This is a genomic window from Actinoplanes oryzae (assembly GCF_030757795.1).
In the GTDB taxonomy this organism is placed as follows: domain Bacteria; phylum Actinomycetota; class Actinomycetes; order Mycobacteriales; family Micromonosporaceae; genus Actinoplanes.
Genome location: NZ_JAUQWH010000124.1, coordinates 1 through 26,513 on the forward strand (window position 1 = coordinate 1; position 26,513 = coordinate 26,513).

25 protein-coding genes are annotated in these 26,513 nt (G+C 72.5%); 11 read left to right on the forward strand and 14 right to left on the reverse strand.

Going from position 1 to position 26,513, the window contains the following annotated elements:
* The first annotated feature begins 172 nt into the window (after window positions 1-172).
* The gene (locus tag RBH18_RS31125; protein ID WP_306214032.1) at window positions 173-742 is read left to right on the forward strand and encodes a TetR family transcriptional regulator; all 570 of its coding nucleotides are present in this window, start codon (window positions 173-175) and stop codon (window positions 740-742) included.
* 112 nt (window positions 743-854) lie between these two features.
* Window positions 855-1,784 (forward strand): NADP-dependent oxidoreductase, encoded by a 930-nt coding sequence (locus RBH18_RS31130; protein ID WP_306214033.1) that lies wholly within the window; start codon window positions 855-857, stop codon window positions 1,782-1,784.
* Between the two features lie 170 nt (window positions 1,785-1,954).
* Here RBH18_RS31130 and RBH18_RS31135 read toward each other — a convergent pair whose 3' ends face one another.
* The 5 genes from RBH18_RS31135 to RBH18_RS31155 form a co-directional block, all read right to left on the reverse strand.
* Window positions 1,955-2,815 (reverse strand): hypothetical protein, encoded by an 861-nt coding sequence (locus RBH18_RS31135; protein WP_306214034.1) that lies wholly within the window; start codon window positions 2,813-2,815, stop codon window positions 1,955-1,957.
* 175 nt (window positions 2,816-2,990) lie between these two features.
* A complete protein-coding gene (locus RBH18_RS31140) occupies window positions 2,991-3,839 on the reverse strand; it encodes a carbohydrate ABC transporter permease (RefSeq protein WP_306214035.1) in 849 nt (282 codons plus the stop codon).
* Window positions 3,836-4,792 (reverse strand): carbohydrate ABC transporter permease, encoded by a 957-nt coding sequence (locus RBH18_RS31145; protein ID WP_306214036.1) that lies wholly within the window; start codon window positions 4,790-4,792, stop codon window positions 3,836-3,838. The genes RBH18_RS31140 and RBH18_RS31145 overlap by 4 nt, the downstream gene beginning before the upstream one ends.
* Window positions 4,789-6,150: an ABC transporter substrate-binding protein gene (locus RBH18_RS31150; protein ID WP_306214037.1), complete on the reverse strand. Its 1,362-nt coding sequence runs from the start codon at window positions 6,148-6,150 to the stop codon at window positions 4,789-4,791. The genes RBH18_RS31145 and RBH18_RS31150 overlap by 4 nt, the downstream gene beginning before the upstream one ends.
* 63 nt (window positions 6,151-6,213) lie before the next feature.
* A complete protein-coding gene (locus tag RBH18_RS31155) occupies window positions 6,214-6,426 on the reverse strand; it encodes an RNA-binding S4 domain-containing protein (protein ID WP_306214038.1) in 213 nt (70 codons plus the stop codon).
* Window positions 6,427-6,506: 80 nt separating this feature from the next.
* Here RBH18_RS31155 and RBH18_RS31160 point away from each other — a divergent pair, with 80 nt between their 5' ends.
* Window positions 6,507-7,334, forward strand: a complete 828-nt coding sequence (locus RBH18_RS31160) for a DUF1775 domain-containing protein (RefSeq protein ID WP_306214039.1) — start codon at window positions 6,507-6,509, stop codon at window positions 7,332-7,334.
* 143 nt (window positions 7,335-7,477) lie between these two features.
* Here RBH18_RS31160 and RBH18_RS31165 read toward each other — a convergent pair whose 3' ends face one another.
* On the reverse strand, window positions 7,478-8,458 hold the full coding sequence (locus tag RBH18_RS31165) for a DHH family phosphoesterase (RefSeq protein WP_306214040.1): 981 nt from the start codon (window positions 8,456-8,458) through the stop codon (window positions 7,478-7,480).
* Between the two features lie 159 nt (window positions 8,459-8,617).
* Here RBH18_RS31165 and zwf point away from each other — a divergent pair, with 159 nt between their 5' ends.
* Window positions 8,618-10,114 carry a glucose-6-phosphate dehydrogenase gene (zwf, locus tag RBH18_RS31170; RefSeq protein ID WP_372339017.1) on the forward strand — a complete coding sequence of 499 codons (1,497 nt, stop codon included), beginning with the start codon at window positions 8,618-8,620 and terminating at the stop codon, window positions 10,112-10,114.
* Window positions 10,115-10,441: 327 nt separating this feature from the next.
* Entirely contained in the window at window positions 10,442-11,386 is a 945-nt protein-coding gene (locus RBH18_RS31175) for a Fic family protein (protein WP_306214042.1), read from the forward strand.
* 109 nt (window positions 11,387-11,495) lie between these two features.
* Here the strand turns inward: RBH18_RS31175 and RBH18_RS31180 are convergent, their stop codons facing one another.
* Window positions 11,496-11,957 carry a peroxiredoxin gene (locus RBH18_RS31180; RefSeq protein ID WP_306214043.1) on the reverse strand — a complete coding sequence of 154 codons (462 nt, stop codon included), beginning with the start codon at window positions 11,955-11,957 and terminating at the stop codon, window positions 11,496-11,498.
* 158 nt (window positions 11,958-12,115) lie between these two features.
* On the opposite strand from RBH18_RS31180, the gene RBH18_RS31185 reads away from it, so the two are divergent.
* The 4 genes from RBH18_RS31185 to RBH18_RS31200 all read left to right on the forward strand — a co-directional run bounded on the left by RBH18_RS31185 (window position 12,116) and on the right by RBH18_RS31200 (window position 14,939).
* A complete protein-coding gene (locus tag RBH18_RS31185) occupies window positions 12,116-12,448 on the forward strand; it encodes an STAS domain-containing protein (RefSeq protein ID WP_306214044.1) in 333 nt (110 codons plus the stop codon).
* A 48-nt stretch (window positions 12,449-12,496) separates the two neighbouring features.
* Complete coding sequence (locus RBH18_RS31190; protein ID WP_306214045.1) at window positions 12,497-13,492, forward strand: SEC-C domain-containing protein; 996 nt, start codon at window positions 12,497-12,499, stop codon at window positions 13,490-13,492.
* A 243-nt stretch (window positions 13,493-13,735) separates the two neighbouring features.
* Window positions 13,736-14,497 carry a class I SAM-dependent methyltransferase gene (locus tag RBH18_RS31195; protein ID WP_306214046.1) on the forward strand — a complete coding sequence of 254 codons (762 nt, stop codon included), beginning with the start codon at window positions 13,736-13,738 and terminating at the stop codon, window positions 14,495-14,497.
* Between the two features lie 70 nt (window positions 14,498-14,567).
* Window positions 14,568-14,939: a hypothetical protein gene (locus RBH18_RS31200; protein WP_306214047.1), complete on the forward strand. Its 372-nt coding sequence runs from the start codon at window positions 14,568-14,570 to the stop codon at window positions 14,937-14,939.
* Between the two features lie 156 nt (window positions 14,940-15,095).
* On the opposite strand, the gene RBH18_RS31205 is transcribed toward RBH18_RS31200, so the two are convergent.
* Both RBH18_RS31205 and RBH18_RS31210 read right to left on the reverse strand, forming a co-directional pair.
* A complete protein-coding gene (locus RBH18_RS31205; protein WP_306214048.1) occupies window positions 15,096-17,009 on the reverse strand; it encodes a PPC domain-containing protein in 1,914 nt (637 codons plus the stop codon).
* 117 nt (window positions 17,010-17,126) lie between these two features.
* The gene (locus RBH18_RS31210) at window positions 17,127-18,170 is read right to left on the reverse strand and encodes an ROK family protein (protein WP_306214049.1); all 1,044 of its coding nucleotides are present in this window, start codon (window positions 18,168-18,170) and stop codon (window positions 17,127-17,129) included.
* Window positions 18,171-18,285: 115 nt separating this feature from the next.
* On the opposite strand from RBH18_RS31210, the gene RBH18_RS31215 reads away from it, so the two are divergent.
* Together RBH18_RS31215 and RBH18_RS31220 are read left to right on the forward strand one after the other, a co-directional pair.
* Window positions 18,286-19,797 carry a DUF1800 domain-containing protein gene (locus RBH18_RS31215; RefSeq protein WP_306214050.1) on the forward strand — a complete coding sequence of 504 codons (1,512 nt, stop codon included), beginning with the start codon at window positions 18,286-18,288 and terminating at the stop codon, window positions 19,795-19,797.
* Window positions 19,798-19,802: 5 nt separating this feature from the next.
* A complete protein-coding gene (locus RBH18_RS31220) occupies window positions 19,803-21,059 on the forward strand; it encodes a DUF1501 domain-containing protein (RefSeq protein ID WP_306214051.1) in 1,257 nt (418 codons plus the stop codon).
* On the opposite strand, the gene RBH18_RS31225 is transcribed toward RBH18_RS31220, so the two are convergent.
* The 5 genes from RBH18_RS31225 to RBH18_RS31245 form a co-directional block, all read right to left on the reverse strand.
* Complete coding sequence (locus RBH18_RS31225; RefSeq protein WP_306214052.1) at window positions 21,019-21,738, reverse strand: tetratricopeptide repeat protein; 720 nt, start codon at window positions 21,736-21,738, stop codon at window positions 21,019-21,021. The two genes, RBH18_RS31220 and RBH18_RS31225, sit on opposite strands and share 41 nt — an antisense overlap.
* Window positions 21,739-21,740: 2 nt before the next feature.
* Entirely contained in the window at window positions 21,741-23,240 is a 1,500-nt protein-coding gene (locus RBH18_RS31230) for an ABC transporter substrate-binding protein (RefSeq protein WP_306214053.1), read from the reverse strand.
* Complete coding sequence (locus RBH18_RS31235; protein WP_306214054.1) at window positions 23,237-25,111, reverse strand: hypothetical protein; 1,875 nt, start codon at window positions 25,109-25,111, stop codon at window positions 23,237-23,239. The genes RBH18_RS31230 and RBH18_RS31235 overlap by 4 nt, the downstream gene beginning before the upstream one ends.
* 101 nt (window positions 25,112-25,212) lie before the next feature.
* A complete protein-coding gene (locus RBH18_RS31240; RefSeq protein WP_306214055.1) occupies window positions 25,213-26,244 on the reverse strand; it encodes a peptidoglycan-binding protein in 1,032 nt (343 codons plus the stop codon).
* The coding region (locus RBH18_RS31245) for a hypothetical protein (protein WP_306214056.1) at window positions 26,225-26,513 on the reverse strand (289 nt) is incomplete at its 5' end. The genes RBH18_RS31240 and RBH18_RS31245, both read right to left, overlap by 20 nt.

A 26,513-nucleotide genomic window follows, 5' to 3' on the forward strand; every position in this document is an offset into this window, starting at 1 on the left:
CGCCACCGCCACATCCACCGCCGGACGCCGCGCGGCCACCTGGGCCGCCGGCCCATCTCCCGGGCCCGGACGCACCGGACCAGCCCTGCGCCTGATCGACTGGCCACGCAGGACCCGGGGTTGTCGCAACTATGATGTCTCCGGAGGACATCACTTCGGAGACGGGCGGGTCATGGCGCGGTGGGAGCCCGGGGCACAGGCGCGCCTGCAGGACGCGGCGCTCGAGCTGGTGGCGCGGCAGGGGTTCGAGCAGACGACCGCGGCGGAGATCGCGGAGGCCGCCGGGCTGAACAGGCGCACCTTCTTCCGGCACTTCTCGGACAAGCGCGACGTGTTCTTCTCCGGACAGCCGGCGCTCGAGGCCGCGCTGGTCGCCGGGGTCGAGAAGGCGCCGGCCGGCGAGTCGCCGATGGGCCTGGTGGGCCTGGCCCTGGCGCGCGCGGCCGATGTGCTCGCGCAGGTGCCGCGCGACCGCGTGCGGGCCAACCAGGCGGTCATCGACGCCGAGCCGGCCCTGCTGGAGCGGCAGCGCCAGAAGTACGCCGACCTCGCCGGCCGCCTCGGCGCAGCCCTGCGCGGCCGCGGCATCGCCGACGTCCCGGCCACGCTGGCGGCGGACTCGGCCGCCAGCGTCTTCACGCTGGCGTTCCGGCAGTGGCTGGCCGAGGGCGAGTCGCGGTCCCTGGCGCTGATCGTCACCGAGACCCTGGCCGCACTGCGCGCGCTGACCGCCGCGCGCTGACGTCTCCCAGAGACATTAAACACTCTCCTGGCGCGTTCCACCCTGATGTCATCGGCTGACATTGCGCGTAGCGTGATGTCCCTCAGAGACATCACCGACGGAGGGCGACGACATGAAGCGCATCCAGTACCACGAGTACGGCGGCCCCGAGGTCCTGCGGCTCGAGGAGTACGAGCCGGCCCGGCCGGGCCCGGGCGAGGTTTTGGTGCGGGTGCGGGCGGCGGCGGTGAACCCGATGGACGCGGGCATCCGCCGCGGCAGGCTCAAGATGGTCACCGGACGGAAGTTCCCGCGCGGCCTCGGGCACGACTTCTCCGGCGTAGTGGAGGAGGTCGGCGCGGGCGTCACGCGGGTCCGAGCCGGCGACGAGGTGCTCGGCGGGGCGGGCATCCAAGGCGCGGGAGCGTTCGCCGAGATGGTCGTCACCGCGGCGACGAACGTGACGATGAAACCGGCGAACCTCTCCTGGGAGGAGGCCGCCGCCCTCCCGACTCCCGCGGTGACCGCGCATCAGGCCCTGACCGTCAAGGGCAGGCTGCGCGCGGGGCAGTCGGTCTTCGTCGCCGGCGCGCTCGGCGCGGTCGGCCGGTCCGCCGTCCAGCTCGCCCTGACGATGGGCGCCACCGTGGCCGGCAGCTGCCGCGACACCGCCGCAGGGGAGGCCCGTGACCTCGGCGTCGCCCCGGTGGTCGGCTTCGATTTCGACCCGGCGCAGCTGGCGGCGCGCTTCGATGTCGTCCTCGACGCCGGCGGCAAGCTGCCCCTGCGGACGATGCGGACTCTGGTGAAGCCCGGCGGCCGCATCGTCGACATCGTGCCCACGCCCGCGAAGTTCGCGCGAGCCGCCCTGCCGGGGCCCTACGAGGTGCTGGTCACCAAGGAGTCGGCCGCCGACCTCGACCACATCGCCGGAGCCGCCCGCGACGGCGCCCTGCGGCTGCCGATCGCCGCCACCGTGCCGCTCGGCGAGGCGATCCCGGCGCTCACCGAGTTCGAGCACCGGGAGGGCCCCAAGGGCGGCAAGCTGATCATCGTCCCCTGACACCCGCACCGGGTGTCAGCGGGGCGGCGGGCCGGGGCGGCGGGAGCTGAGCCAGGGGCGGCAGGCCGGGCGGGCCGGGGCAGGCACCTCCTGCCCCGGCCCCGGGGCCGCGCCGCCCGGGGGTGCGGCGCGGGGACGGTCGTCCGGGTCGAACGGTTCGTCGATCGGGGTCACGACGCGGACTTCAGGGCGTCGCAGCCGGCCTCGTCGGGCAGGAGCGGCCGCAACCGTACGGAATAGGGCTCGTTCTCCCACACCCACGGCGTCGTCTGCGTGGCCTCCTTGGCCGCCTTCAGGACGGCGTCGCGCTGCTCGCCCGTCGCCGTGATGCAGTGGAGCTCGAGGCCGTCCGCGATCGACGCGCCGGGGAGTGCCGGGCCCGGCCAGGTGACGCTCTTGGGGCGGCCGACCGAGTCGTCGTTGTGGACGTACGGGCTGACCACGGCGGCGAGCGTCTCGGGCGTGTAGGGGACGGCCTCCTGCGCCTGGAAGCCGGCGGTCAGGTCGTCGAGCTCGGTGAGGAAGGCCTTGACCTTCGTCCGGGCGGCCTTCTGCGCGGCCGTGAGCCGGGGGTCCTCGGGCTGCGCCTCGTTGAGGGCCTCGACGCCGACGACGGTGTCCCGCACGGTGAACTGGGTCGTGGGGACGTCGGCGACGCCGGGCTGCCCGAAGTCCGCCCCCGGCACCAGGCCCGCCGCGGTGGCGGACGACACCAGCTCGGCGGCCTGCTCGGGCGGGATGCTCGCGACCACGACGTTCGGGACGGCCGGGCCCGGGTAGATCGCGGGCTCAGGACCGAGGAAGATCACGCGCCCGTCGGCGTACACGCTGTAGGTCGGCAGGCGGCCGGCGCGCAGGTCCGGGGTCACGAAGCCGCCGACGGACGCCACGCGCAGGAGGAGGTCGTCCGCGCCGCCGGGGCTGGGGAGGCTCGGCGGCGCGGACGACGGCGAGGAGCCCGCGGCGCCGGTGGACGGCTGCGCGCAGGCGGCGAGGAGCAGGATCGAGGCGGTTGCAGCGGCGGTCCGCAAGCCGCGAAATGTCGTCATACGGGGTGGGACGCACCCTCCGCCCCGGAGGTTCCCGCCGGACGGAGAAAACCAGCCCGGCCGGTGAACGCCGGCCGGGCAACGCCGGGAAGGGCGGGACAGGGCGGTGGCCGGCCCCCAGGCAAGGGACCGGCCACCTGACAGGGCGGGGAAGGGTCTACTTCACCGAGCCGAGCGACAACCCCTGCACCAGCTTGTCCTGCGCGGAGAAGCCGGCCACCAGCACCGGCAGCGAGATCACGAACGCCGCGGCGCACAGCTGCGCGAGGAACAGTCCCTGGCTCGTGACGAAGCTGGTGAGGAAGACGGGCGCGGTCTCGGCCACGGTGGCGGTGAGGACGCGGGCGAAGAGGAGCTCGTTCCAGCTGAAGATGAAGCAGATCAGCGCGGTGGCCGCGATGCCGGGCGTGACCACGGGGGCGATGACCGAGCGCAGGGTCTTGGTGAGGCCGGCGCCGTCCATCGCGGCCGCCTCGAGCATCTCGGCCGGCACCTCGGACAGGAACGAGCGCATCATCCACACCGCGATCGGCAGATTCATGGCGGTGTAGAAGACGATGAGCAGCCAGATGTTGTCGAGCAGCCCGGCGTTCTGGGCGAAGAGGTAGAGCGGCAGCAGCCCGGCCACGATCGGCAGCATCTTGGTGGAGAGGAAGAAGAACAGGACGTCGGTCCACTTCCTGACCGGCTTGATCGAGAGCGCGTACGCGGCGGGGAACGCCAGCAGCAGCACCAGCGCCGTGGAGACGACGCTGGCCGTCAGCGAGTTGAGCAGTGGCGGCCAGGGCGAGGCGCCGCCCGAGAAGAACTCCCGGTAGCCCTCCAGCGTGAGCGGCGCGAAGACGGCCGGCGGGTTCGTGGCGGCGTCCGCCTCGCTGTGGAAGGAGGTCAGCACCATCCACACCACGGGCAGCACGAACAACACGCCGACGACCCACGCGAGCAGGGTCAGCCAGACACCGCCGCGCTCCTTCTTGCGCGGGACGGCGGGGGTGAGCGTACTCATCGGCCGGTGTCCTCCTTGAAGAGCGACGAGACCGTCCGCAGGGCGAAGGTCGCGATGATCATCGTGCCGACGACCACGACCACGGCCGCCGCGGAGGCCCGGCCGTAGTCGTGGGCCTGGTAGAAGATCTGGTAGATCGTGTACGGCAGGTTCGCCGTGCCCAGGCCGCCGGACGTGATCGTGAAGACGGCGTCGAAGTTCTGCACGATGTAGATGGAGCCGAGCAGGGCACCGAGCTCCAGGTACTGGCGCAGGTGCGGCAGCGTCATGCTGCGGAAGATCTGCCAGTTGCTCGCGCCGTCGATGCGCGCCGCCTCGATGACGTCCAGGGGGCGCCCCTGCAGCCCGGCGAGCAGGATCAGCATCATGAACGGGGTCCACTGCCACACCAGCGCGAAGATCACGGACCAGAGCGGGGCGTTGCTGATCCAGTCGGGCTGCGGCGGGCTGTCCGAGCCGAACCAGCCCCACACCCGGGTCAGCGCGCCGTTGAAGAGCCCGTACTCCGGGTTGTAGAGCGCGTGCTTCCACAGCAGCGCCGCCGCGACCGGGACGACGAGGAAGGGCGCGATCATCATCGTACGGACGGCGCCGCGCCCCCGGAACTTGCGATCCAGCAGGAGCGCGACGCCGAGCCCGAGCACCAGGCTGATCAGCACGACGCCCGCGGTCAGCAGGATCGTGGTGACCACGGCGTCGCGCATGTTGATGTCGGTGAAGACGCGCCGGAAGTTGTCGACGCCCGCGAAGCCGACCTCGTCGGGGTAGTACGCGTTCCAGTCCATGAACGAGATGACCAGCGTCGCCACGAACGGCAGCTGCGTCACGACGATCATGAAGACGAGCGCCGGGAGCAGCGGCGCCCGGCGCACCCAGTCGCTGGTCCGCCGGACGGCCCCCGGGGGCGGCGGCTGGACCTGGGACTGTCCCGTCCTCTCGGCGACCGAGGTCATCGGTTCTCCTCCCGGGACTGGTAGCGCTCGGCGACGTCCTCGGCGAGGCGCTGGCCGCGGTCGAGGGCCTCGGCGACGGTCAGCTGCCCGGCGATGGCCGAGCTCACGTACTGCGACACCTGCGTCCCGAGGTCGGTGAACTCCGGGATGTCCACGAACTGGATGCCGATCGCGGGGCGGGGCTGCACGCCGGGGTTGCGCGGGTCGGCGCTCTCGATCGACTGCCGGGTCGGCTCGGCGAAGGCGGCGGCCTCCCGCAGATAGTCCTTGTTGGCGTACGTGGACGCGCGCTTGCCCGCCGGCACGCGCGACCAGCCGAGCTGCGAGCCGACCAGCTCCTCGTACTGCCGGCTGGACGCCCACGAGATGAACCGCCAGGCGTTGTCCTTCTTCGTGCTGGCCTGCTGGATGCTCCACGACCACGCGTAGAGCCACCCGGAGCTGGGCGTCCGCACGACCGGGGCGGCCACGTAGCCGATCTTGCCCTGGACCGGCGAGCCGGCCGCCTCGAGGGAACCCGCCGCGCTCGTGGCGTCGTACCACATGGCGACGTTGCCCTGGATGAGGTTGTTGAGGCACTCGGTGAATCCGGCCTGGGGCGCCCCGGTCTCCCCGTGCTCGCGGACCAGGTTGACGTAGAACTCGGTCGCCTGCCGGAACTCGGGGGCGTCGACCCGCGCGTTCCAGTCCGCGTCGAACCACGTACCGCCGAAGGTGTTGACCACCGTGGTGAGCGGGGCGAAGATCTGGCCCCAGCCGGGCTGGCCACGCAGGCAGATGCCGGCCATGCCGGGCTGCTTGCCGTCGACCCGGGCGGCGATGTCCGCCACCTGCTGCCAGGTCGGCTTCGCCGGCATCGGTACGCCCAGCGCGTCGAGGACGTCCTTGCGGTACATGAGGAACGACGACTCGCCGTAGAAGGGCTCGCCGTAGAGCTTGCCGTCCTCCGCGCTCAGCGACTGGGTCATCGGCTTCAGCACGTCGGCCTGGTCGAACGCGGCGTCCGCGGCCACGTAGTCGTCCAGCGGCGCGATCCACTTCGACTTCGCGTAGATTGGGATCTCGAAGTTGGACAGCGACGCGACGTCGTACTGGCCGGCCTGGCTGGAGAATTCCTGGCTGATCTTGTCCCGGACGTCGTTCTCCGGCAGCACCGTGAAGTTGACCTCAATGCCGGTCTCGCGGGTGAAGTTCGCCGCGGTCAGCCGCTGCAGGTCGATCATCTGCGGGTTGTTGACCATCAGCACGTCGATGCTGTTCGCCCCGCCGGACCCGCCGCCGCCCCCGCCCCAGCCCGCGCATCCGGCCGTTCCGGCGATCAGCAGAGCCGCGGCTGCGGCAGCCAGTGCGCGAGCCATGGAGCCTCCCCACTGAGGCGTACGTCACATCGGCCCCAGTAGATGCCCTTTCTTAACTCAAAGTCAACCTCTCGTCACTCGCACCTCGCGGCCGCCCACGGCCACCACGTCGCCGGGCTGCAACTGGCGGCCGCGGCGGGTGTCGACCTCGCCGTTGACCGTCACGTCGCCCTCGGCGATCAGCACCTTGGCCTCGCCGCCCGTGTCGATCAGGTCCGCGAGCTTGAGGAACTGTCCGAGTCTGATCACGTCGTCACCGACGGGTACTTCGCGCATGGTGACATTGTCGTCGACGGGCCGGGGAAAAAATCTCGCGGGCTTTGAACCTTTCCCCGCCACGGCCCGAACTACTTCCCGTGAGCCGACTCTTCAAGCACCTCCGGGCGGGCGCCCTGGCCGCCACCGCCGCCGCCGGTGTGCTGGGCTTCGCGGCCCCCGCCGCGGCCGACACGACCGTCACGCCGTCGATCGTGCCGCAGGGCACCGGGCAGAACATCCTCTTCCACGTGACCAACACGGCCCAGAGCCCGATCACCAGGGTGAAGGTCACGCTGCCCAGGGAGATGCCGGTCGCCGAGGTCTACCCGCTCTCGGTGAACGACTGGGCACCCCTGATCGACACCATGCAGCTGGACACGCCGCTGACCACGATCCACGGCGGCACCCCGGTCAGCTCGACCGCCGCGGCGATCACCTGGGTCGCCGTGAAGGGCAAGGAGCTGCCGCCGGGCAAGTCCGCCGACCTGACCGTCTCGCTCGGGCCGATCCCCACGACGGGCACCGAGATGACCTTCACGGTCGAGCCCACGTACGCCGATCCGGCCAAGGGCGCGCCGATGCCGCCCGTGACCCTCGAACTGGCGCCGGCGAGCGCGGCCGACCAGCAGTCCACCCACTCCGGGCACGACGGCGGGTCGGCGACGACGGCCGACGACGAGGCGATGTTCGCGGCGCTGGCCGAGGCGGCGCAGGACGACGGTCCCGGCTTCTGGACGATCGCCGGCTGGGTGCTCGCCGGCCTGATCGCCGTCGCCGGCGCGGTGGTGTTCTTCCGCAGGCGCCCGGCGGCCGGGCCCGGCTCGCCGTCGGACGAGACGGACAAGGAGTTGGTCAGCGCCGGCGCCGGCGCCGGCGCCGGCAAGAAGTCGAGCTGGCGCTACCAGGAGGACGGCCCGGAGGAGTGAGCGTGTCCGCGCAGGTGGGCGCGGGCCAGTCGTGAGAAAGCGCGTGGGGCGCGGAACACGACATGCAGGTGGGATCTAGGGCAAGATCCGCGACTTGCGTCCGGCGGGGTGAGGGGGCGACCTCTCACCCCGCCGTTTACCGTCTACGCGGCCTTGGCGGCGGCCGCGGTCGTCACGAAGCCCTTGAAGAGCACCGCCTGCGGCGTCTTGAGGGCCTCGATGATCTCCTTCTCGACCCGGTCGGCGTCCTCGTGCGGGACCTGGCACGTGCCGGCCGCCAGGTGACCGCCGCCGCCGTACTTGAGCATGACCGAGCCGATGTCGACCGGCGACGTGCGGTCGAGGATCGACTTGCCGCACGCGAAGACCGTGTTCAGCTTGTTGCGGCCCCAGATGCAGTGCACCGAGACGCGGGCCTCCGGGTAGAGCGCGTAGATCATGAAGCGGTTGCCCGCCATGATCGTGTCCTCGTCGCGGTAGTCGACGATGACGACGTCGCCCTCGACCCGGCTGACCCGGCGCAGCTGCTCGACGAAGAGCGCGGAGCACTCGCGGTACATCTCGGCGCGCTCGGCGACGTCGGAGAGCTCGAGGATCTCGTCGACCGACGCCATCTGGATGCAGGCGTCGATGAGCAGCATCATGAGCTGGTAGTTCGAGATCCGGAACTCGCGGAAACGGCCCAGCCCGGTGCGGCTGTCCATCAGGAAGTTGAGCAGCGTCCAGCCCTGCGGGTCGAGGATGTCGTGCAGCTCGTACTGGGCGGCGTCGGCCTGGTCGACCGCGCGCATCAGGTCCTCGGAGACCTCGGGGAAGCGCTCGGCGCCCCCGTAGTAGTCGTAGATGACCCGGGCCGCCGACGGCGCCTCCGCGTCGATGATGTGGTTGGTGCGCTCGTCACCCTCGTTACGGATGGTTTCCGAATGGTGGTGGTCGAAGACCAGGTGAGCGCGGGCGTCGTACGGCAGGTTGGTCAGGATGTCACGGTCCGTGATCTCGACGACGCCATCCTGCACGTCCTTGGGATGGACGAACATGATGTCGTCGGTCATGTCGAGCACGCGCAGCAGCACGGCACACACCAGGCCGTCGAAGTCGCTGCGGGTCACGAGCCGATACTTCACGAGGTCTCCTCTGCCGGGTTGGCGGCTTACCCGCCAGTTTGCCACCTTTGAGCGTATGGCTTTGGACGCATCGGCAAGGTCGTTTGATCCTTGAGTACACCTCGCTGCGTAAAGTCGGGAGCAAGCGCACACGTACTCGGTCGGAGGATGACCAGAACGATGGACAACGCTCCCCAGCTCGCCGCCCCGGACCGCAACGCACCCCCCGCCACACTGGTGATCTTCGGGGCCTCCGGCGACCTGACCCGCCGCAAGCTGCTCCCCGCCGTGGAGAGCCTCGCCCGGCACCACCGCCTGCCGAACGAGTTCGCCCTGGTCGGCGTCGCCCGCACGCCGATGGAGGACCACCAGTTCGCCGCCAGCGCCCTCGGCAGCCGCAGCCTCGCCGACAAGCAGCAGCTGCAGGGCGGCATCCGGTACGTCTCCGGCGGCTACGACGACCCCGCCACCTACAAGCGCCTCGCCGAGACGCTCGACGAGCTCGACGCCACCCGGGGCACCGCCGGGAACCGGATCTTCTACCTCTCGACGCCCGCCGAGGCCTTCGAGCCGGTGATCAACGGCCTCGCCGGCGCCGGGCTCAACGTCGCGCGCGAGGGCTCCTTCTCGCGGCTGGTCATCGAGAAGCCGTACGGGCACGACCTGGCCAGCGCCCGCGAGCTCGACGGCATCGTGCACGCGGCGTTCGACGAGCCGCAGGTGTTCCGCATCGACCACTACCTGGGCAAGGACACCGTCCAGAACGTGCTCGCCCTGCGCTTCGCCAACGCCATCTTCCAGCCCATCTGGAACCGCTCGTGGGTCGACCACGTGCAGATCACCGTCGCCGAGACGCTCGGCGTCGGCACCCGCGGCGGCTTCTACGAGCACGCGGGCGCCATGCGCGACATCGTGCAGAACCACGTGCTCCAGGTGCTCGCGCTCGCGCTCATGGAGCCGCCGGCCTCCTTCGACGCCGAGGGCCTGCGCAACGAGAAGGTCAAGCTGCTGCAGGCCATCCGCCTGCCCACCGACCGCGACATCGCCGACGTCGCCGTCCGCGGCCAGTACACCCGCGGCGGCACGCGCGAGGACCTCATGGCCGGCTACCGCGACGAGGTGGGCGTCGACCCGCTGTCGCGCACGGAGACGTACGCGGCGATGCGCCTCAACGTCGACAACTGGCGCTGGGCGGGCGTGCCGTTCTACGTGCGGACGGGCAAGCGGCTGCCGGCCCGGCTCACCGAGGTCGCCCTGCAGTTCCAGCGGCCGCCGCACCTGCCGATCCCGACCAACCAGCTGACCGACCTCGAGGCCGACGCGCTGATCCTGCGCATCCAGCCCAACGAGGGCATCTCGCTGCGCTTCGGCGCCAAGGTGCCCGGCCACTCGTTCCGGGTGCGGACGGCGTCGATGGACTTCTCGTACGAGCAGACGTTCCGCGAGGAGTCCCCCGAGGCGTACGAGCGGCTGCTCCTCGACGCACTGCTCGGCGACCCGACGCTGTTCATCCGCACCGACGAGGTCGAGCAGTGCTGGCGCATCGTCGACCCGATCATCGAGCACTGGGCGGCGGACAAGTCGCCCATCCCGACGTACGAGGCCGCCAGCTGGGGCCCCACGGACGCCGACCGCCTCATCGGCCGCTCCGGCCGCAAGTGGCGCAACGAGATCTGACGGTCCCTTCCTACGCGGGTCGCGCTGCCCCGGCAGCGCGGCCCGCGCGTCCCGTCACACCGCTTCGGCTACCCGATCCATCGGTCCGCCCCCGCCGCGAGTGATCGGGAGTGAGTAGCCGATGCGCTCGACCGGCTCAAAGTGTCGTGGTGTCCCGCCCTTCGCTGCCGGACACCCGACTTTGTTCGGAACAATTGGTTGGCGCAGTGGCGAACAAACCGCCGACTTTGTACGGTTCAATTCTTGCGTCGTGGACCGAACAAATGAGGAGCGCCGATGGGCCGGGGACGCCCCCGCGTACAGCCGTGTTATTAGCGGCTGGACGAAGTGGTTCGGGAGCTGAAGGAAAAGCTGGGCGGCCTGCCGTCCCCTGCTGAGGCGGAGGACATCTGGTCGGACATCTGGCATCAGGAAGCTCACAACAGCACGGCCATCGAAGGCAACACTCTCGTCCTCGCCGAGGTGGAGAGACTCTTGGAGGAGGGACGTGCGGTCGGCGCCAAGCCGCTGCGCGACTACATGGAGGTGAAGGGATACGGCGACGCCGCCAAGTGGGTGTACGGGCAGGCCCTCGAGCCGGGTGAATGGTCCAGCGACGAGCTGATCTCGCTGCAAGAGATCCGCGAGGTGCACTTCACGGCCATGACGCCGGTCTGGACGGTGGAGCCTCATCCGCACGCCACGGCCGCGGAGTCGCCCGGCAACTTCCGCCGGCACGAAATCGCCCAGTTTCCCGGCGGCATGAAGCCGCCCCCGTGGACGACTCTGGATCCCGAGATCCACGAGTGGCTCCAAGGCGTCAACAGGCTCACGGCGGAGTCGGAGCAGCCGTTCGCCGAACGCCTGGCCGTCCTGCACAACAAGTTCGAGCAGATTCATCCGTTCCTCGACGGCAACGGCCGGACCGGTCGCTTGATCCTCAACTTGGTCCTGTGCAGGCTCGGATATCCGCCGGCCATCATCTACAAGCGCGACCGTGACAGGTACCTGTCAGCCATGCGGAAGGCTGACAACGGCGAACCCGGTCCAGTCGGCGAGCTCATTGCCCGCAGTGTCACCACGAACCTCTACAGGTTTGTCATGCCGGCCGTTGCCGGTCCAGTGAAACTCCTGCCCTTGCCAGCACTCGCCTCGAAGAAGATCTCGGAGAACGCCCTACGGGTGGCTGCGACACGCGGCCGGCTCCGCGCAATCAAAGATCAGGATGGAACCTGGCGTAGCAGCAAGAAGTGGGTGTCGGAGTATCTCAGCTCCAAACACAAGCGAGTATGACCAGGGCACCGGCCAGGCAGCTTGGTCACCCGGGCCGACATCACGGTGCCGACCCGGGCACCTCGAGGGGCGGCCCGCGTGCTGGGTCATGCCCAGCGCGCCGGCTCCCCTACGCGCCGCTCGCCACCTCGAGGGCGCGGCCCGCGTGCTGGTTCATGTCCAGCTCGCTGTGGATGACCTCGAGGATGCGCTGGTCGGTGCCGATGACGAAGGTCAGGCGCTTGGTGCTCAGCGGGCCGAGGGCGATCTTGCGCTTCACGCCGTACGCCTCGATGGTGGTCTGCCCGGGGTCGGACAGCAACGGGTAGTCGAAACCGTGCTTGTCGGCGAACTGCTTCTGCTTGGCCACCGGGTCCTTGCTGATGCCGACCCGCTGGACGCCGGCAGCGCGGAACTCGGCCGCCAGGTCGCGGAAGTTGCAGGCCTCGGCCGTGCACCCGGTGGACAGCGCGGCGGGATAGAAGAAGAGCACGACGGGCCCCTCCCGCAGCAGCTCGCTGAGCCGCAGGGGCGTGCCGTCCTGGTCGGGCAGGTCGAAGTCGGGCGCGCGGTCGCCCTTGCCGATACTCACGCCGATCACGGTACGCCGCTCTTCTCCCGGCGACCGATTCCGTGCCGCCGTGGATTCGCCCGTGAGCGCGCGCTCGCATAGGGTGTATGGACCACCGCCACTCGATCCTCGAGTTCCACGGCTGACCCCTGCCCTCCCCCAGAAAGCGACACCCCACGATGCAGGTCTCGGTCGCGCACCACCCGCCGAACACGGCCGTGCTGACCCTCCGCGGCTCCCTCGACATCGACACCGCCCCGGCGCTGAAGGCCAACATCGGCCGGCTCGTCGAGCGCTCCACCCCGCACATCGTCGTCGACCTCTCCGGCCTCGACTTCTGCGACTCCATGGGCGTCGGCGTCCTCGTGACGGCCCACGGCCGTGCGATGGAGCGCGGCGGCTGGGTCCGGCTGGCCGCGCCGTCGGGCTTCCTGCGCCGGCTGCTCGACACGCTGGGTCTCACCACGTACCTGTCGTTGCATCAGGACGTCGAGACCGCCATGAAGGAATGAGACAAGGATCAACAGCCGCCCGGGGGCGGGCCGCAGTAGCGTAACGGCGTGTTGACTTCATCCGACCTGACCAACGACGGTCTCAAGGAGCTCCGCCAGTCCGCCCTCGGCCGGCCCGACCCGCTGGGCCTCGCCGCCGAGCTGGCCGCGGCCGTGGACGCCGGGCGCCTCGCGGACCCGGACGACGCCGGCGCGGCCCTCGTGCTCGCGGCCGAGATCGCCGAGGCCCGCCACAAGTTCGACGCCGCGCTGCGCTACGCCGATCGGGCCGTCGAGCTCTCCGGCACGCGCGACGACAACGAGTCCGTCACCGCCAGGGCCGTGCACGCCCGGCTCCTCTTCCAGGCCGGCCGGGCCGACGAGGCGCTGGCCGAGCTCGAGCCCCTGCGGCCGGCGCTCACCCAGCACCAGGATGCCGCGGCGTACATCAGCGCCGCCCTCTCGATCGGCGGACGCAACCGCATCGCCCTCGACTGGCTGACCGAGGCCGCCGAGCAGGCGCTGGCCGAGCGCAAGGCCTCCGGCGGCTCCGCCGAGCCCGCCAGCGCCGACGACGCCGGCCTGCTGTTCTTCCTCCTCCAGCAGCGCCACCGCGTCCGCCACGCCCTCAACCTGCCGCACGACAGCCACGACAACCTCGCCGACAAGCTGGAGACCCGGCTGGCCAACGCCGCGGCGACCGGCGCGGCCGACGACCTGGTGTTCTTCCCGCAGGCCGAGTTCGACAAGGTCGTCGCCCAGTGGCCGGCGCTGTCGGAGTCCTACGGCAAGGACTGGGACGAGCACCGCGCCCGCCGCGAGCGCGAGCTGGTCCGGCTCACCGGCGCCGGCCGCACCGGCCTGGCCCTGCTCGCCGGCACGGCCGACGGCCTGAGCCGGTCCGCGGGCGACGCCGACCCGGCCGACCCGAAGTCCCGCGCCGCCTACGCCCGCCAGCTGGCCGGCGGCACGAGCCAGATCCCCTGGCCGCCGGAGCGCAACGGCGCCTGCTGGTGCGGCTCGGGCAACAAGTACAAGAAGTGCTGCCTGCCCCGCTCGCGCTGAGCGTCGCCCGAGTCGGTCGTCCGGCCACCTGCCACGGCTCGCACTGAGCGTCGCCCGGCTCGGTCGTCCGGCCGCCTGGCGCGGCTCGCGCTGAGCGTCGCCCGGCTCGGTTCTACGCCCGGCCGCCCGCCGCGGATCGCGCCGACGGTCCCCCGTCTGCCCGTCATGCGCGCGGCGGGTAGCGGGCGGGCGGGCCGGCGGCGGACGGCCGGGCGGGCGGCCGGCGGCGGGTACCCTCGGGCCGTGTTCTCTCCCCGCGGCCCGTCCCTGCGTGAGCTGACCGTCCAGGCGCTGTCCTCGGTCGAGCACGGCTACGACCTGCTGGCACCCAAGTTCGACGTCACGCCGTTCCGCACCCCGGAGAGCGTCCTCGAGGCGACCACCACGGCGCTCGCCGGGGCCGGGCCGTTCCACCGGGGCCTGGACGTCTGCTGCGGCACGGGCGCCGGGCTGCGGGTCCTCGATCGGCTCTGCCCGGAAGGGATCACCGGCGTCGACTTCAGCGCCGGCATGCTCGCCCAGGCCCGCGCCGCCCACCCGGACGCCGGCTACGTGCGCGCCGACGCCCGGGCGCTGCCCTTCGCCGGCGAGTTCGACCTGGCGGTCACGTTCGGCGCCCTCGGCCACTTCCTGCCGGAGGAGCGGCCCGCCGTCTTCCGGGGCATCCACCGAGCTCTGCGCCCCGGCGGCCTCCTCGCCTTCCCGATGGGCACTCCCCCACCGCCGACGTCGGTGGCCTACTGGGCCTACCTCGGCTTCGACACTGTCATGCGCATCCGCAACGCCGTGTGGCGGCCGCCCTTCGTCATGTACTACCGCGTCATGACGCTCCCGGCGATCCTGCGGGACCTGACCGCGGCGGGGTTCGCCGTCCGTACGGTCCCGCTGAGCATCCCGGGCCTCGACCGCGACGGCAGCCTCACCGGACTGGACGGCACCGGCAGCACCCGCGCCCACCTGGTCCTGGCCACCAAGCCCGGGCCCGAAGCCGCCGGCGCCGCCTGACGGGCCGGCGGGAGGTCACGATCGCTTGATCCAGGGCGCCCGCCGCCGGCCCGCCCTAGGGTGGTCAGCCATGGAGACCGCGACGACGCCCCTGGCCACCCCCGACCTGAGCGGCGCCGACCCGGTCAGCCTCGGCTTCGAGCTGGTCCGCGCCCTCGGCCGCTTCCTCGCCGGCGCCTGGCCCTACCTGCTGCTGGTCGTGGCCGTCACGCTGGCGATCCTTTTCGCCGTGACCTGGCTGCTGCGCCGCTGGACGACGAGCCGCGCCCCCGCCCCGGCCGCACCGGCCCCGGCCACACCTGCCGCGGCCGGAGAGGAGCCCGAGCCACAAGCGGCGGACGACACCAGCGACCAGCCGGCGGAGGAAGACATCACCGAGCAGCTTGCGGCGGACGACACCACCGACCCGCGCGAGGCCGGAGTGAGCATCTTCCGCGGCTGACCCCGACCGGCCACAGCGCCAAGACGACGGCGCCCGGGCCGCCGGGCCGGCCGCAGTGCCAAGACGACGGCGCCCGGGCCGCCGGCCCCGGCCGCAGTGGCATGACGACAGCGGCCGGCCCCTCGGGGAGCCGGCCGCCGCGTGCGGAGCGGTGGATCAGCTGGTCAGGCCGAAGACGATGCGGCCGAGGGTGTCCTCGGTGCCGACGAAGCCCTCGGCGGGCGAGAAGCGGTCGAGGCCGAAGTCGACGTCGGTGTCGTCCGCGGTGCCGCCGACGCCGTCGGGGCCGACGCCGAAGAGGGCGTCGTAGTTGGCGCCGCCGGCGTCCTGGAGGTTGACGTTCTCGCTCGCGTTGTCGGTGTGCCAGTTGCCGAAGAAGTGGCCGGCCTCGTGGGCGATGACGTTGCCCTCCGCCTGGGCGACGAAGGCGATCCGGTCACTGGCCGGGGTCAGGTAGGTGTTGAGCGAGGCCGGGGCGTCCACGCCGCCGGGCTCGCTGAGGACGTCCTGGAGGACCAGGGCGGTCTCCTCGGTGCCGAAGTTGCCCGGGTCGATGCTCTGGGCGATGCCGATGGTGGGCACGCCCGACTCGGCGATGGTGCCGCCGACGACGATGCGGCTGACGTTCTCCTGGCCCCACGGGTCGGCGTGGTCCTTGCTGTTGAGGATGCGCAGCTTGAAGCGCTTGTTGAGGCCGCTGTCGATGAGGTCCTGCTTGAGGTTCTCGGTGGTCTCGGCGACGATCGCGTCGATCAGCTCGTCCTCCTGGGCGCGGGGGATGCCCCACCTGGCGACGAAGGCCGAGAACGGCGACAGGGTGACGTTGCCCGTCCCGCCGAAGATGCCGGTGTTGACGCGTCCGCCGTCGAAGTCGAGGAAGAGCGTCTGCGTGGGCTTGGCGCCCTCCAGCGGCGGACGGTACGCCTCGACCGTGATGTCGTACGCGCCGCTGCCCGAGGTGACGCCGACATAGTGCCAGCCCGCCTTGGTCGCGACGTAGTCAGTGGCCGCGTTGCCGCCGCCGGGCAGCGGGGACTGCGGCGGGTAGATGGAGGTGGCGTCCTGGCTGGAGCCGTGGACCTCCTTGGGGTCGGTGTCGTAGACGGTCAGGTAGGTGGCGGAGCCCTTGACCGACGCGCCGAGCACGTCGCCCGGGCGCAGCTGGATCGCGTAGAAGTCCTGGTCGGCGACGGCCGAGGAGATCGTCACCGAGTAGTCGCCCTCGGTCCCGGGCGCGAGGCCGCTGCCCGAGTCGAACGGGTCCTGCGGCTGGCTGGGCCAGCCCTCGATGGCCACGTAGTAGGTGCCCGCGGTGGTCACCCTGTACGTCACGTAGCTGTCCAGGGTCTCCAGCGACTGGTCGTCGTTGAAGGCGACCCGGGTGCCGTCGGCCGCGTAGATCGCGGCCATGGTGTCCAGCGGCCCGTCCGGGTCGGTGAGCGTGTCGGCGGTGATCGTCTGCCCGGCGGCCGCCTCCACCCGGTAGAAGTCGAAGTCGCCCGAGCCGCCGGCGGCGCGCCCGTGCGGGCCGTCGCCGATCTGGGCGGCGATCGTCGCGGCTCCGGAGGCGGGACCGACGCCGGAGGGCCCGGCGAGCGGGATGGAGCCGTCGTCCTCGGGGTTCGCGGCGCGGGTGACCGGGGTGACGGCCTCGTTGTCGAGCTGGCCCAGCACCCGGATCGCCGCGTTCTGCTTGGCGCCGGTGCCGAAGTTGCGGACCCGCTGCGCATCGGCGGGGGTCTCGTTGCTGCCGTTGGTGCCGTCGGGCTCGTCCTCATCGACCACGACGGCGGCCGCGGCCTTGGCGGCCAGGGAGGTGCCCTGGGACTTGAGCCGGGCGGCGGTCTTCGCGGCCGCCTGCCTCTTCAGGTACTTCGCCCAGCCGAGATAGTCGGGCTGGGCGCCCGGCGGCAGCTCGGCCAGGAACGGGTTGGGCCCCTTCGGTTTGGCGCCGGGCGCGGCGGCCGCGGGTGCGGCGGCGGTGTCCGGGGCGGCCTGGGCGACGCCGGGTGCGAGCGTGGCGAGCCCGAGCGCGGCCACCGATGCGGCCGCGATGGATCGTCTCTTCACGAATTCCCCCTTCGGCGCGTCCGGGACCCCCGCCCCGGACGGGCACAGTGGACGCTACCGAGGGAGCGATTCGATATCCAGTTCTGTAAATATGTATGACCTTTGACGGCGGGCGGGTCAGACCACGGCGACCGAGTCGAGGGCGGCCACCGCGGCACCGCGGGCGCCGGCCATGTCGAGATCCGGGACCAGAGCGAAGGCGGCCGCGGCCTGCTGCTCGCGGCGCAGCTGGGTGTGCTCGCGGACGGTGTTGAGGAACCACTGCCGGAAGTGCGGGGCGGCCTCGACCACGCCGCCGCCCAGGAAGTACGCGTCCGGGTCCGTGAAGTTCGCCGCGATCGTGAACAGCGAGCCGATCGCCTTGGCCTGCTGCCCGAAGACCGCCAGCGCGAGCGGGTCCTCCTTCTCGCCGTAGCCGCGCAGCAGCTTGGCGGCCCGGTCGATCGGCTCGGCGGCGAGCGGGTGGTCCGGGAAGCGCGGCAGCCAGTACGGCAGCAGGTTCTTCTTGATCCCGGTCAGCGACGCGATGCTCTCCACGTCGCCGGTGAAGCCGCAGTTGCACACCGGCAGCGGCTGGTCGTCCTCGAGCACCCCGTGCAGCGGGATCTGCACGTGACCCAGCTCGCCGGCCATGCCCGCGGCGCCGCTGACCACCTTGCCGTCCACGACCACGCCGCCGCCCAGGCCCGTCCCCACGATCGCGGCGACGGACGAGCGGTTCGCGGAGTCCGTACCGAAATGGCGGTTGTGCGCAAATAACGCAGCCGCATTGGCATCGTTGAGGTACACCACGGGCAGGCCGAGGCGCGCCTCGAGCGCGCCGCGGATGTCGAAGCCGTGCCACGAGACCTGGGAGAAGTTCGTCGAGCCCTTGGACGAGATGACGCCGTCGGCGCTGGCCGGGCCGGGGGTGTCGAGGCCCACCGCGCGCACCAGGCTCAGCGGGGTGCGGGTCAGCTCGAGGATGTCCTCGAACGCCTGCGCGAGCGACTCGACCGCCGACTCGGGGCCCTCCTGGACCCGGCTCGGGTTCTCGACCAGCCGGTCCACCAGGTAGCGCCCGGTGGCGTCCAGCACGGTCGCATTGTTGCAGGTGCCGCCGTTGTCAAGACCCACCACGACCCAGGAGGAGGGGGTCCGTACCGCATCAAGACCAGCCACGATCCCGAGCGTACGACGACGGCGGCGCGGACGCGACGGGTGCGCGTGGATTGCGGCGGGGAAGCGTTGGGGTGCAGGAACGCGGGCCCCGCCCCGGGGGCCCGAACAGCCCGGCATGCAGACGACGACTCGCCGTGCCGTTCTCGCCGGAGCCGCCGCCGTGACCACCGCGGTGACCACCGCCCTCGTGCCGGCCGCGCCGGCCGTGGCCGCGCCCGCGGACGAGATCTCCCTGGGCACCGACCCGATCGCGCACCTGCTGCGCCGCGCCACCTTCGGCCCCACCCCGGCCGCCCTCGCCGAGGCCACGAAGCTCGGCGTGGCCGGCTGGCTCGACCGGCAGCTGGCCCCCGCGAGCATCGCCGACACCGAGCTCGACGCGCTGCTCAAGCGGCTGCCGCTCGCCAACGCCGACATCCCCACCGTACGCGCGAAGCTCCCCGTCCACTCGTACGACGCCTTCGGTCAGCTGGGCCGCGCCGCGGTCGCCCGCGCGATCTGGAGCAACCGCCAGCTGTTCGAGGTGACGGCCGCGTTCTGGGCCAACCATCTGCACGTGGCGGCGCCGTCGAGCGGCGTCTGGGACAGCCGCTCCGACTACGACAAGGTGCTGCGGACGCACACGTTCGGCAGGTTCTCGGACATGCTCAAGGCGTCCGCCCGGCACCCCGCCATGCTCACCTACCTCGACAACCGCTCCTCCACCAAGACGCTGCCCAACGAGAACTACGCGCGCGAGGTCATGGAGCTGCACACGGTCGGCCTGATCTACAGCGAGGCGGACGTGAAGGCGGCCGCGAAGCTGCTCACCGGCCTGACCGTGAGCACGGCCGGCACGTACACCTACACGGCGAGCAAGCACATGACCGGCGCCGTCACGATCCTCGGCTTCAGCCACGCCAACGCGACCGCGGAGGGCGGCGAGGCGGCGGCGCTGGCCTTCCTCGACTACCTGGCCACGCACCCGGCGACGGCCGAGCGGATCGCCACCAAGCTGTGCGTGCGGTTCGTCGCCGACGAGGCGCCGGCCCCGCTGGTCGCCCGTCTCGCCAAGATTTATCTCGACAACGGTACGGCGATCGCGCCCGTCCTCCGGGCGCTCTTCACGTCGCCCGAGTTCGCCGCGGCGATCGGCCGGAAGACGCGCACGCCGTTCGAGGATCTGGCGGCCACCGTGCGTACCCTCGGGCTGGGGCCGGAGGCCTCGGGGATCGCCGGGCTGGACGCGCTCTACAACGCCCTGGTCAACGCGGGCAACGCGCCCTTCCGCTGGAGCCCGCCCAACGGCTTCCCGGACGTGGCCGCCGCGTGGGCGTCGCCGTCGGCTTTCCTGCTGCGCTGCAACAGCCACCTCAACCTCGCCGCCGGCTGGTACCCCAAGCAGCTCACCCGTCCCGCCGACCTGCTCACGTCGCTGGTGCCCGTCCTGCCCGCCACGTACGGCGCCCTGGTCGACGCGCTCGCCCTCCGCCTGGTCGGCGCCAAGTTGCCGGCCGCGCACGCGGCCGCCGTGCTCAGTGTCGCGCAGAAGCTGCCGACCAGTCCTCTGACCGCGGCCAACGTGGCGGGCCACGTGCCCTACCTGGTGGCCCTGGTCCTCGACTCGCCGTCCTTCCAGCTGAGGTGATCTCCGTGAGCTGCTGCGACTTCCGCGCCACCCGCCGCTCTGTGCTCGGAAAGGCCGCCGCCGCGGGCGGTGCCGCCGCGCTCACCGGGCTCGTCGGCGAGGGGCTGTCGACCCGGCTGGCGTTCGCCGCGGGCACGTACACCGGCGACACCCTGATCGTCCTCTCGCTGCGCGGCGGGTTCGACGGCCTGAGCGCGATCGCGCCGATCGGCGACGCCGGCTACTACAAGGCGCGGCCCACCATCGCGCTGCCGAAGAGCCAGGCGATCGGCGGCAACGAGATGTTCGGCCTGCACCCGGCCCTCGCGCCGCTGCTGCCCATGTGGAAGAACGGCACGCTCGGCGCGGTGCACGCGGTGGGCCAGCCCAACCCGACGCGCTCGCACTTCGCGGCCATGGAGGAGATGGAGCGGGCCGCCGCCGGCACCTCCCTGCGGACCGGCTGGCTCGACCGCATGCTCGGCATGACCGGCGCCACGGGCCCGCTCGCCGGCGTCTCCCTCGGCGGCGCCATGCCCACGCGGCTGCTCGCCGGGCCGTCCGGCGACGTCTCGATGGCCTCCGTCGACGGCTTCACGCTGGCCGGCGAGAGCGCCAAGCGCCCGATCGCGGCGGCCCTGCGCAGCATGTACGCCACCGCGCCCGCCCCGCTCGCCGGCCCGGCCCTCGCCGCCGGCGCCGCCCTGACCGCCACGGCCTCGATCCGCGCCACGGCGTACGCGCCCGCCAACGGCGCCGTCTACCCCAAGACCGAGCTCGGCGCCGCCCTGCGCGACGTGGCCCGCCTGGTCAAGGCCGACGTGGGCCTGGCCGCGGCGGCCGTCGACTCCGGCGACTGGGACATGCACGAGGGCCTGGGCACCGCCACCAAGGGCCAGCGCATGTACGACAACCTGGCCGAGGTGGCCGAGGCCCTGGCCGCCTTCGCCACCGACCTCGGCCCGGCGGGCATGAACAAGGTGACCCTCGTGACGGTCAGCGAGTTCGGCCGCCGCGTCGCGGAGAACGCGAGCCGCGGCGTCGACCACGGCCACGGCAACGCGATGCTCCTCCTGGGCGGCGGCGTCCGCGGCGGCACGGTCTACTCGCAGTGGCCCACCCTGGCCCCCGCCGCCCTGGCCGACGGCGACCTGGCCGCGACGACCGACTACCGCTCGGTGATCGGCGAGATCCTGCAGCAGCGCTGTGGCTTCGGCTCGCTCGCCGAGGTCTTCCCCGACGTCAAGCCGTCGGCGTACGGGCTGGCCGCGGCTCGCTCGTGAGCGTCTGCGTGCCCAGCACGTGATCCGCCCGACCGCGGCCCTCACGGTGTTGTCCTTCTTCGGCCAGAAGGGTGAGCTTCGCGTCGTCGATCTGCTGGATCACGGCGCCGGCGTGCTGCGCCTCGGCGATCGCGCGGGCCTCGGTGAGCGTCGCCTCGGCGTCGGCGTGGCGGCCCTGGGCGGCGGCGATGTAGGCCGGGCCGACCATGTTGGCGGCCACGCCCGCCAGGGCGCCGATCTCCCTGCGCAGGCGTGACGACTCTTCCAGCCGGGCGCGGGCCTCGTCCAGCCGGCCGGCCGTGTGGGCGGCGATGCCCAGGTGTCGCAGCGCCTCCGCCCGGGTGTGCGGGTCGCCGGCCCGTGCCGCCCGTTCGAGCGCCGGGACCGCCGTCTCGTCGTCGCGCCGGATGACCTGGTGCAGGCAGCCGATCCAGAACAGGAACTCGGCCTCGCCGCGCGTGTCGCCCAGGGCCTGGAACAGCGACGCCGCGCGCTCGAACAGCGGCAGCTCCTCCGGGTGCTCGGCGGGTGGCGGTCCGCCGCGGGCGCGCCCGGTCAGGAACCGTGCGTGCAGGATCCGCCCCCGGGCGAGCGCCAGCTCGGCCTCCGCCGCGTCCAGCCCGCTGTCGTCGCCGCCGTAGACAGCCCGCTCGTACGCCGTCCGATAGTCACCGGTCATGGTCAGCAGGCCTGCGCGGGGGTCTCGGGGTAGCGGCGGTCCATGAATTCCACTTTGGCCTCCGGGAGCAGGGTGATGATGGGGACGGCCTTGTTGACGGCGTCGCCGCGGCGGCCGGGTTCGGTGGCGAAGGCTATCGGGCCGGAGGCGCCGCAGTAGGGGTCGCCGGTGGTGATCTGGCTGAAGCCGTTGACCAGGGAGTCCCGGTCGGGCGGGCTGCCCGCGGCGGCGACCGAGCGGATGGCGCGGACGGTCACCGAGACGGCGTCGTAGGCCATCATGGCGATGCCGTCGCGGTAGTCGAGGCCGACGTGGCCGGCCCGGCCGGCGATCCAGTCCTGGAGGGTCTTGAGGGCCGCCGGGCGTACGGGCGAGTCGCGCCACTCGTCGGGGTGGGCCAGGGCGGTCATGAAGAGGGAGAACACGCCCCGGCGGAGGGCGGCCCGCAGGGCGGGGTCGGTGCTGTCGATCAGGTCGCTGGCGTCGTCGCCGGTGAGGACGGTGACGCGGCCGGGGCGGGCGCAGGCGGTGCCCAGCTCGACGAGGAAGACGCGCAGGTGGGCGGAGCGGGCGGCGAAGTAGACGGCGACGGGGTCGGCGCGGCTGCAGACCTCGCGGGCGATCGCGGCGACGGCTTCGGTCCAGCCGAGCGCGGTCGGGTCGAAGGAGCGGGTGGCGTACCCCTTGACGCTGGTCTCGAAGGCGCTGCGCAGCTGGCGGACGTACGCGTCGGCGGGGTCCTCCGCGACCGCCAGATAGGTCTGCTCCTTCGGGTCGTGGTCGCGGGTGGCCAGGAAGGACAGCAGCACCTTGACCTCGTCGGAGTTGTCCGGCCCGACCCGGTAGAGGTGCGGGAAGTCGCGGCCGTTCAGGTCGTCGGCGGTGATGGTGGAGCCGACCATCGGCAGCTCGGCGTCGGAGAGCACCCGGGCGAAGCGCTTGGTGTTCTCGAGGCTGGCGCCGAGGCCGGCCACGGCGGTGATGCGGTCGTCCTTGCGCCGGTCGAGCAGCTGGTCCGCCACGGTGCGCCAGGCCTGCCCCTGGTGGCCGATGTTGGCGATGTAGAGCTTCATCTTGGGCGTGCCGGCGCCGTTGTTGCCCTCGTTGGCCTGCACCTGCGCCGCGTACGCCCCGGCGAGCTGGTGGACGATGTGCTCGTCGCTGACCACGCCCCGCCCGGCCCACGGCATCGGCAGCACGAGCGCGATCGTCCGGTACGCGGGGTCGGTGACCGCCTCGTTCTCCGCCGCGATCAGCCGCTGGTACTCGAGCAGCCCGGGCACCTCGCCGGACGCGCCGAGCGTGAACAGGTAGCCGCCGTCCGACACGCCCACGCACTCGCCGGGGTTGTCGTCGGTGCGGGCGATGGCGCGGCCGTCGCAGTGCGCGGCGTTCCAGCGCAGGGCCAGCACGATGCCGGCGACCGCGAAGACGGCGAGCACCGCCCCGGCGGCCAGCAGCGGGCGCAGCCACTTGTTGCGGGGAACCACAGGGCTGGTCATCCGGGCAGCTCCTCGTGCCGGGCGTACAGGGCTTCGGACAGGGCCGGATGGCTGCGCGCCACCTGGGCGGCGACGTCGCCGTAGCGCCGGCGGACGTAGGCGTCGAGCCGCGGGCCGCCGGGGCCGAGCGGGTCCGCGCGCAGCCACTCGCCGGCCACGAGCCGGGCGAGGGGGTAGATCAGCGCGGGCGCGGTCCGGCGTACCGGCTCGACCAGGGTGTCCGGCTCGGCCGGCAGCGGCCCGGAGAGCGGGTTGGGCGCCGCCACCGTGGCGTCGAAGGCGGCCAGCCAGCCCTTCGCGTCATCGCTGAGCAGCTCGTACAGCGCCGTGGTCACCTCGTCGATCCGGCAGCGGGCGAGGGCGTGGTAGCGCGCCCGGTCGCGGTCGTAGCGGTGCTCGTGATGCAGCTGCAGGCGCTGGTGCGTCGCCTCCCACGCGGCCGGCTCGGCCTGCAGCCGCAGCAGGAGCACGCGGCGCAGGAAGGGGTGCAGCTCGGCAGGCCCGCCGCCGTCCCCTTGCGCGTACGCCCACAGCCCCCCGACCAGCGCGGTCCGCAACGGGACGAAGTCCAGCTCGAGCCCGGTCCCCTCGGTCGCCACGTGTTCCGTCGTCGCCGTCAGCCGGTCGGCCGCCGAGGTGTGCACGAGCCGGCGCAGCGTCGTGCCGTCGGGGCCGGCCAGGCGCGGCAGCAGCTCCGCCACCAGGCGGGCGGCGGGGCGCACGCCGTCCGGGCCGGGCTCGTCCTGGCGCAGCGCGGCCAGCGTGGGATCGTGGCGCAGCAGCCACACCAGCCCGCCGGGGTGGCCGCGGGTGAGCCGGTGCAGCGCCGCCACCACCGCGGGGTCACGCACGTCGTGCTGCTCCGCGAGCAGGGCGGTCTCCGCGACGGTCAGCCCGGGCAACGGCCGCGGGTCGACGCCGGCCCCGGCTCGGTCCGGGCCCGGAGGGGCTTCGCCGCCCGCGCGCGCGGAGTCCGTACCGTCGAAGGTGAAGGACCCACACGGCGCGCCGGCCGCGGCGATCACGGTGAGCGGGTCGGGCTCGGGCGTCTCCCGCCGCACCCGCGCGATCAGGTCGAGCAGCTCCCAGCCGGCGCCGTGCTCCACATTGTCCAGCAGCACGACCGTGGTGAAGTCGTCCGACGGCCGCCACCACCGTTCGGCGTAGCTCGCCCGCAGGTCCGCCAGGAAGGCGCGCACCAGCAGCTCCTGCGACTGCGCCCAGCGGTGCGAGGCGGGCCCCTCGTGGATCCGGCTGTTCAGCTCGACCAGCACGTCGGCGGCCGGCCGGCCCCGCTGCGCCCACCACCGTTCCCCGGCGGTCCGGCGCCGGCTGAGACCGGAGGTCAGGGCCGACACGAGGACGTCACCCACGCCCGCCGCGGTCGTCCCGAGCGCCCCGGCCACCGCATCGGCGGCCGCCGCGGCGAGCTCGCGCACGTCCTCGGGCAGCTTCGGCCGCTTCTGATCATCGAGCAGGCGCTGCACCGTGCGGCGCGTCACGTCCCGCCGATCGCTGGGCACCGGCTGCAGCGCGAGCAGCCCCAGCACGTACCGGGGGAAGCTGAGGCGGCGCAGGTTCGCCCGGTGGCCCATCAGCTCGTACACGAGCACGGTCAGCAGGGCGGCGACCGGCGACCGCCCGGGCGCGGCGGTCCCGGCGGCGGCCAGGCGCCCGGCGGCCAGATCGACGTACGCGGCGTGCAGCTGCTCGGTGACCTCCTCGACCTGCCGCAGGAACGTCGTCTTCCCGCCCCCGGCCGGCGCCCCGACGAGCAGGATCGGCGGGCTCTGTCCGGCCGGCCACGCCAGCCGCGCCCGCACCACCGCGTCCAGCCCCTCCCGGACGACACTCGGTGATCGATCGCTCACAGATCCATTGTCGTCATCCCGTCCACCGCGCGCAGCCCCGTGTCCGCGTACCAGAGGGGCAGCCCTCGCGACGCGCGTCACACCGGGGCGTCGCGCGGGCGTCACCGGGTCTCGTGCCCCCGGCGCAACGACAGCTGGGCGAAGGTGCCCGCGCCGGGGCCGGCGTCCGGCTGGCCGAGCAGATAGAAGGCCCGGATGCCGCGGGCGATCCCGGTGGCCACCTTGTCCAGGTACGACACCCCGGAGCGCAGGAGCGCGCGGTCCGCCGGGTGCGCGAGGTTGGCGAACTCCACCCGTACGGTCGGCACGTGGGCCTGCTCGAACAGCACCGAGGACTCGGCCCGCAGCCCGCGGTCCCCCGCCCCGGACTCGGCCAGCACCCGGCGGTGGACCATCTCGGCGAGCGGCCTGCCGACGTGCGAGTACGTGTCCTCGCTCGTGCCGAAGTAGGACACCCGGCAGCCGGGGCCCTCCTCCGGCTCGTTGGCGAGGCTGACCGCGATGTAGAGCTCGGCGTCGATGTTGTTCGCGAAGGACGCCAGCTGGTGGGCGTTGTTGCGGAACTCCGGCCCGTGCAACAGCCAGCTCTGCATGCCGGTGAACTCCTGGATCCGCTGCTCCAGCGCCTCCCCGAGCTCGCGTTTGATCCGGTCCGCGTACTCGCCGCGGGGCGTGGGCGGCCGGGCGCCGTCGGACACCAGGTCGATGAGCAGCAGCCCGGTGTGCTGGGCCTGCACGATAAAGCTGATCAGATGTCTCTGCTGGACCGTCGCGGGCCGGTCGCGCCCGACGTTCTGCTGCCGGAGGAAGCTCATGACGCGCCGGTTGACCCGCCCGTACACCCCGTCGTTCAGGGCGCCGTAGTCGGTCTGGAAGCGGCGCACCGCGGCTTCCGTCCGGGCGCCGAAGACGCCGTCGACCGGGCCCACCTCGGCGTCGTAGCCCAGCGCGATCAGCTGCGACTGCAACTCCGCGACGTCGCCGCCGCGCATCGGCTCGTCGGGCACCCGCGCGAGGGCGCGCCCGCTGTACCTGCTCGGCACGGACCGCAGCGAGGTCGGGGCAGCCGGTGGGGCCCCGCCCGGGGAAGCGGCGGCCAGGGCGATCAGCCAGTCAGGCGACGTCCTGCGCATCTTCCGGTCCAGGGCCACCCGGGCCCGGGCCGCCTGGATCTGTGCCGCCGTCGGCGGCGGAGCCGCTTCTGCCATGTCCGTCCCCGCTCTGCTGCCCGCGCTGGTCGGCGAGGTCGACCTGGCCGATGATCGCCGCCAGCAGGTCCGCGTCGCTGCTGCTGATCTTGTCGGTGCGTTCGATGAGCACGGTGAGCGCGGCCAGCCCTAGCTTGGTTTTTAACCGGTGCGGCGGGGCCGGGGGTTGGTTGACTTCTTCGGTTTCTTTCTGT

Excerpts from the sequence above, each read along its gene's own strand:
- RBH18_RS31125 (WP_306214032.1), top strand. The coding sequence starts at position 173 with ATGGCGCGGTGGGAGCCCGGGGCACAGGCGCGCCTGCAGGACGCGGCG.
- RBH18_RS31130 (WP_306214033.1), top strand. The coding sequence starts at position 855 with ATGAAGCGCATCCAGTACCACGAGTACGGCGGCCCCGAGGTCCTGCGG.
- RBH18_RS31140 (WP_306214035.1), bottom strand. The coding sequence starts at position 3,839 with ATGAGTACGCTCACCCCCGCCGTCCCGCGCAAGAAGGAGCGCGGCGGT.
- RBH18_RS31145 (WP_306214036.1), bottom strand. The coding sequence starts at position 4,792 with ATGACCTCGGTCGCCGAGAGGACGGGACAGTCCCAGGTCCAGCCGCCG.
- RBH18_RS31150 (WP_306214037.1), bottom strand. The coding sequence starts at position 6,150 with ATGGCTCGCGCACTGGCTGCCGCAGCCGCGGCTCTGCTGATCGCCGGA.
- RBH18_RS31155 (WP_306214038.1), bottom strand. The coding sequence starts at position 6,426 with ATGCGCGAAGTACCCGTCGGTGACGACGTGATCAGACTCGGACAGTTC.
- zwf (WP_372339017.1), top strand. The coding sequence starts at position 8,618 with ATGGACAACGCTCCCCAGCTCGCCGCCCCGGACCGCAACGCACCCCCC.
- RBH18_RS31185 (WP_306214044.1), top strand. The coding sequence starts at position 12,116 with ATGCAGGTCTCGGTCGCGCACCACCCGCCGAACACGGCCGTGCTGACC.
- RBH18_RS31200 (WP_306214047.1), top strand. The coding sequence starts at position 14,568 with ATGGAGACCGCGACGACGCCCCTGGCCACCCCCGACCTGAGCGGCGCC.
- RBH18_RS31215 (WP_306214050.1), top strand. The coding sequence starts at position 18,286 with ATGCAGACGACGACTCGCCGTGCCGTTCTCGCCGGAGCCGCCGCCGTG.
- RBH18_RS31225 (WP_306214052.1), bottom strand. The coding sequence starts at position 21,738 with ATGACCGGTGACTATCGGACGGCGTACGAGCGGGCTGTCTACGGCGGC.
- RBH18_RS31230 (WP_306214053.1), bottom strand. The coding sequence starts at position 23,240 with ATGACCAGCCCTGTGGTTCCCCGCAACAAGTGGCTGCGCCCGCTGCTG.
- RBH18_RS31240 (WP_306214055.1), bottom strand. The coding sequence starts at position 26,244 with ATGCGCAGGACGTCGCCTGACTGGCTGATCGCCCTGGCCGCCGCTTCC.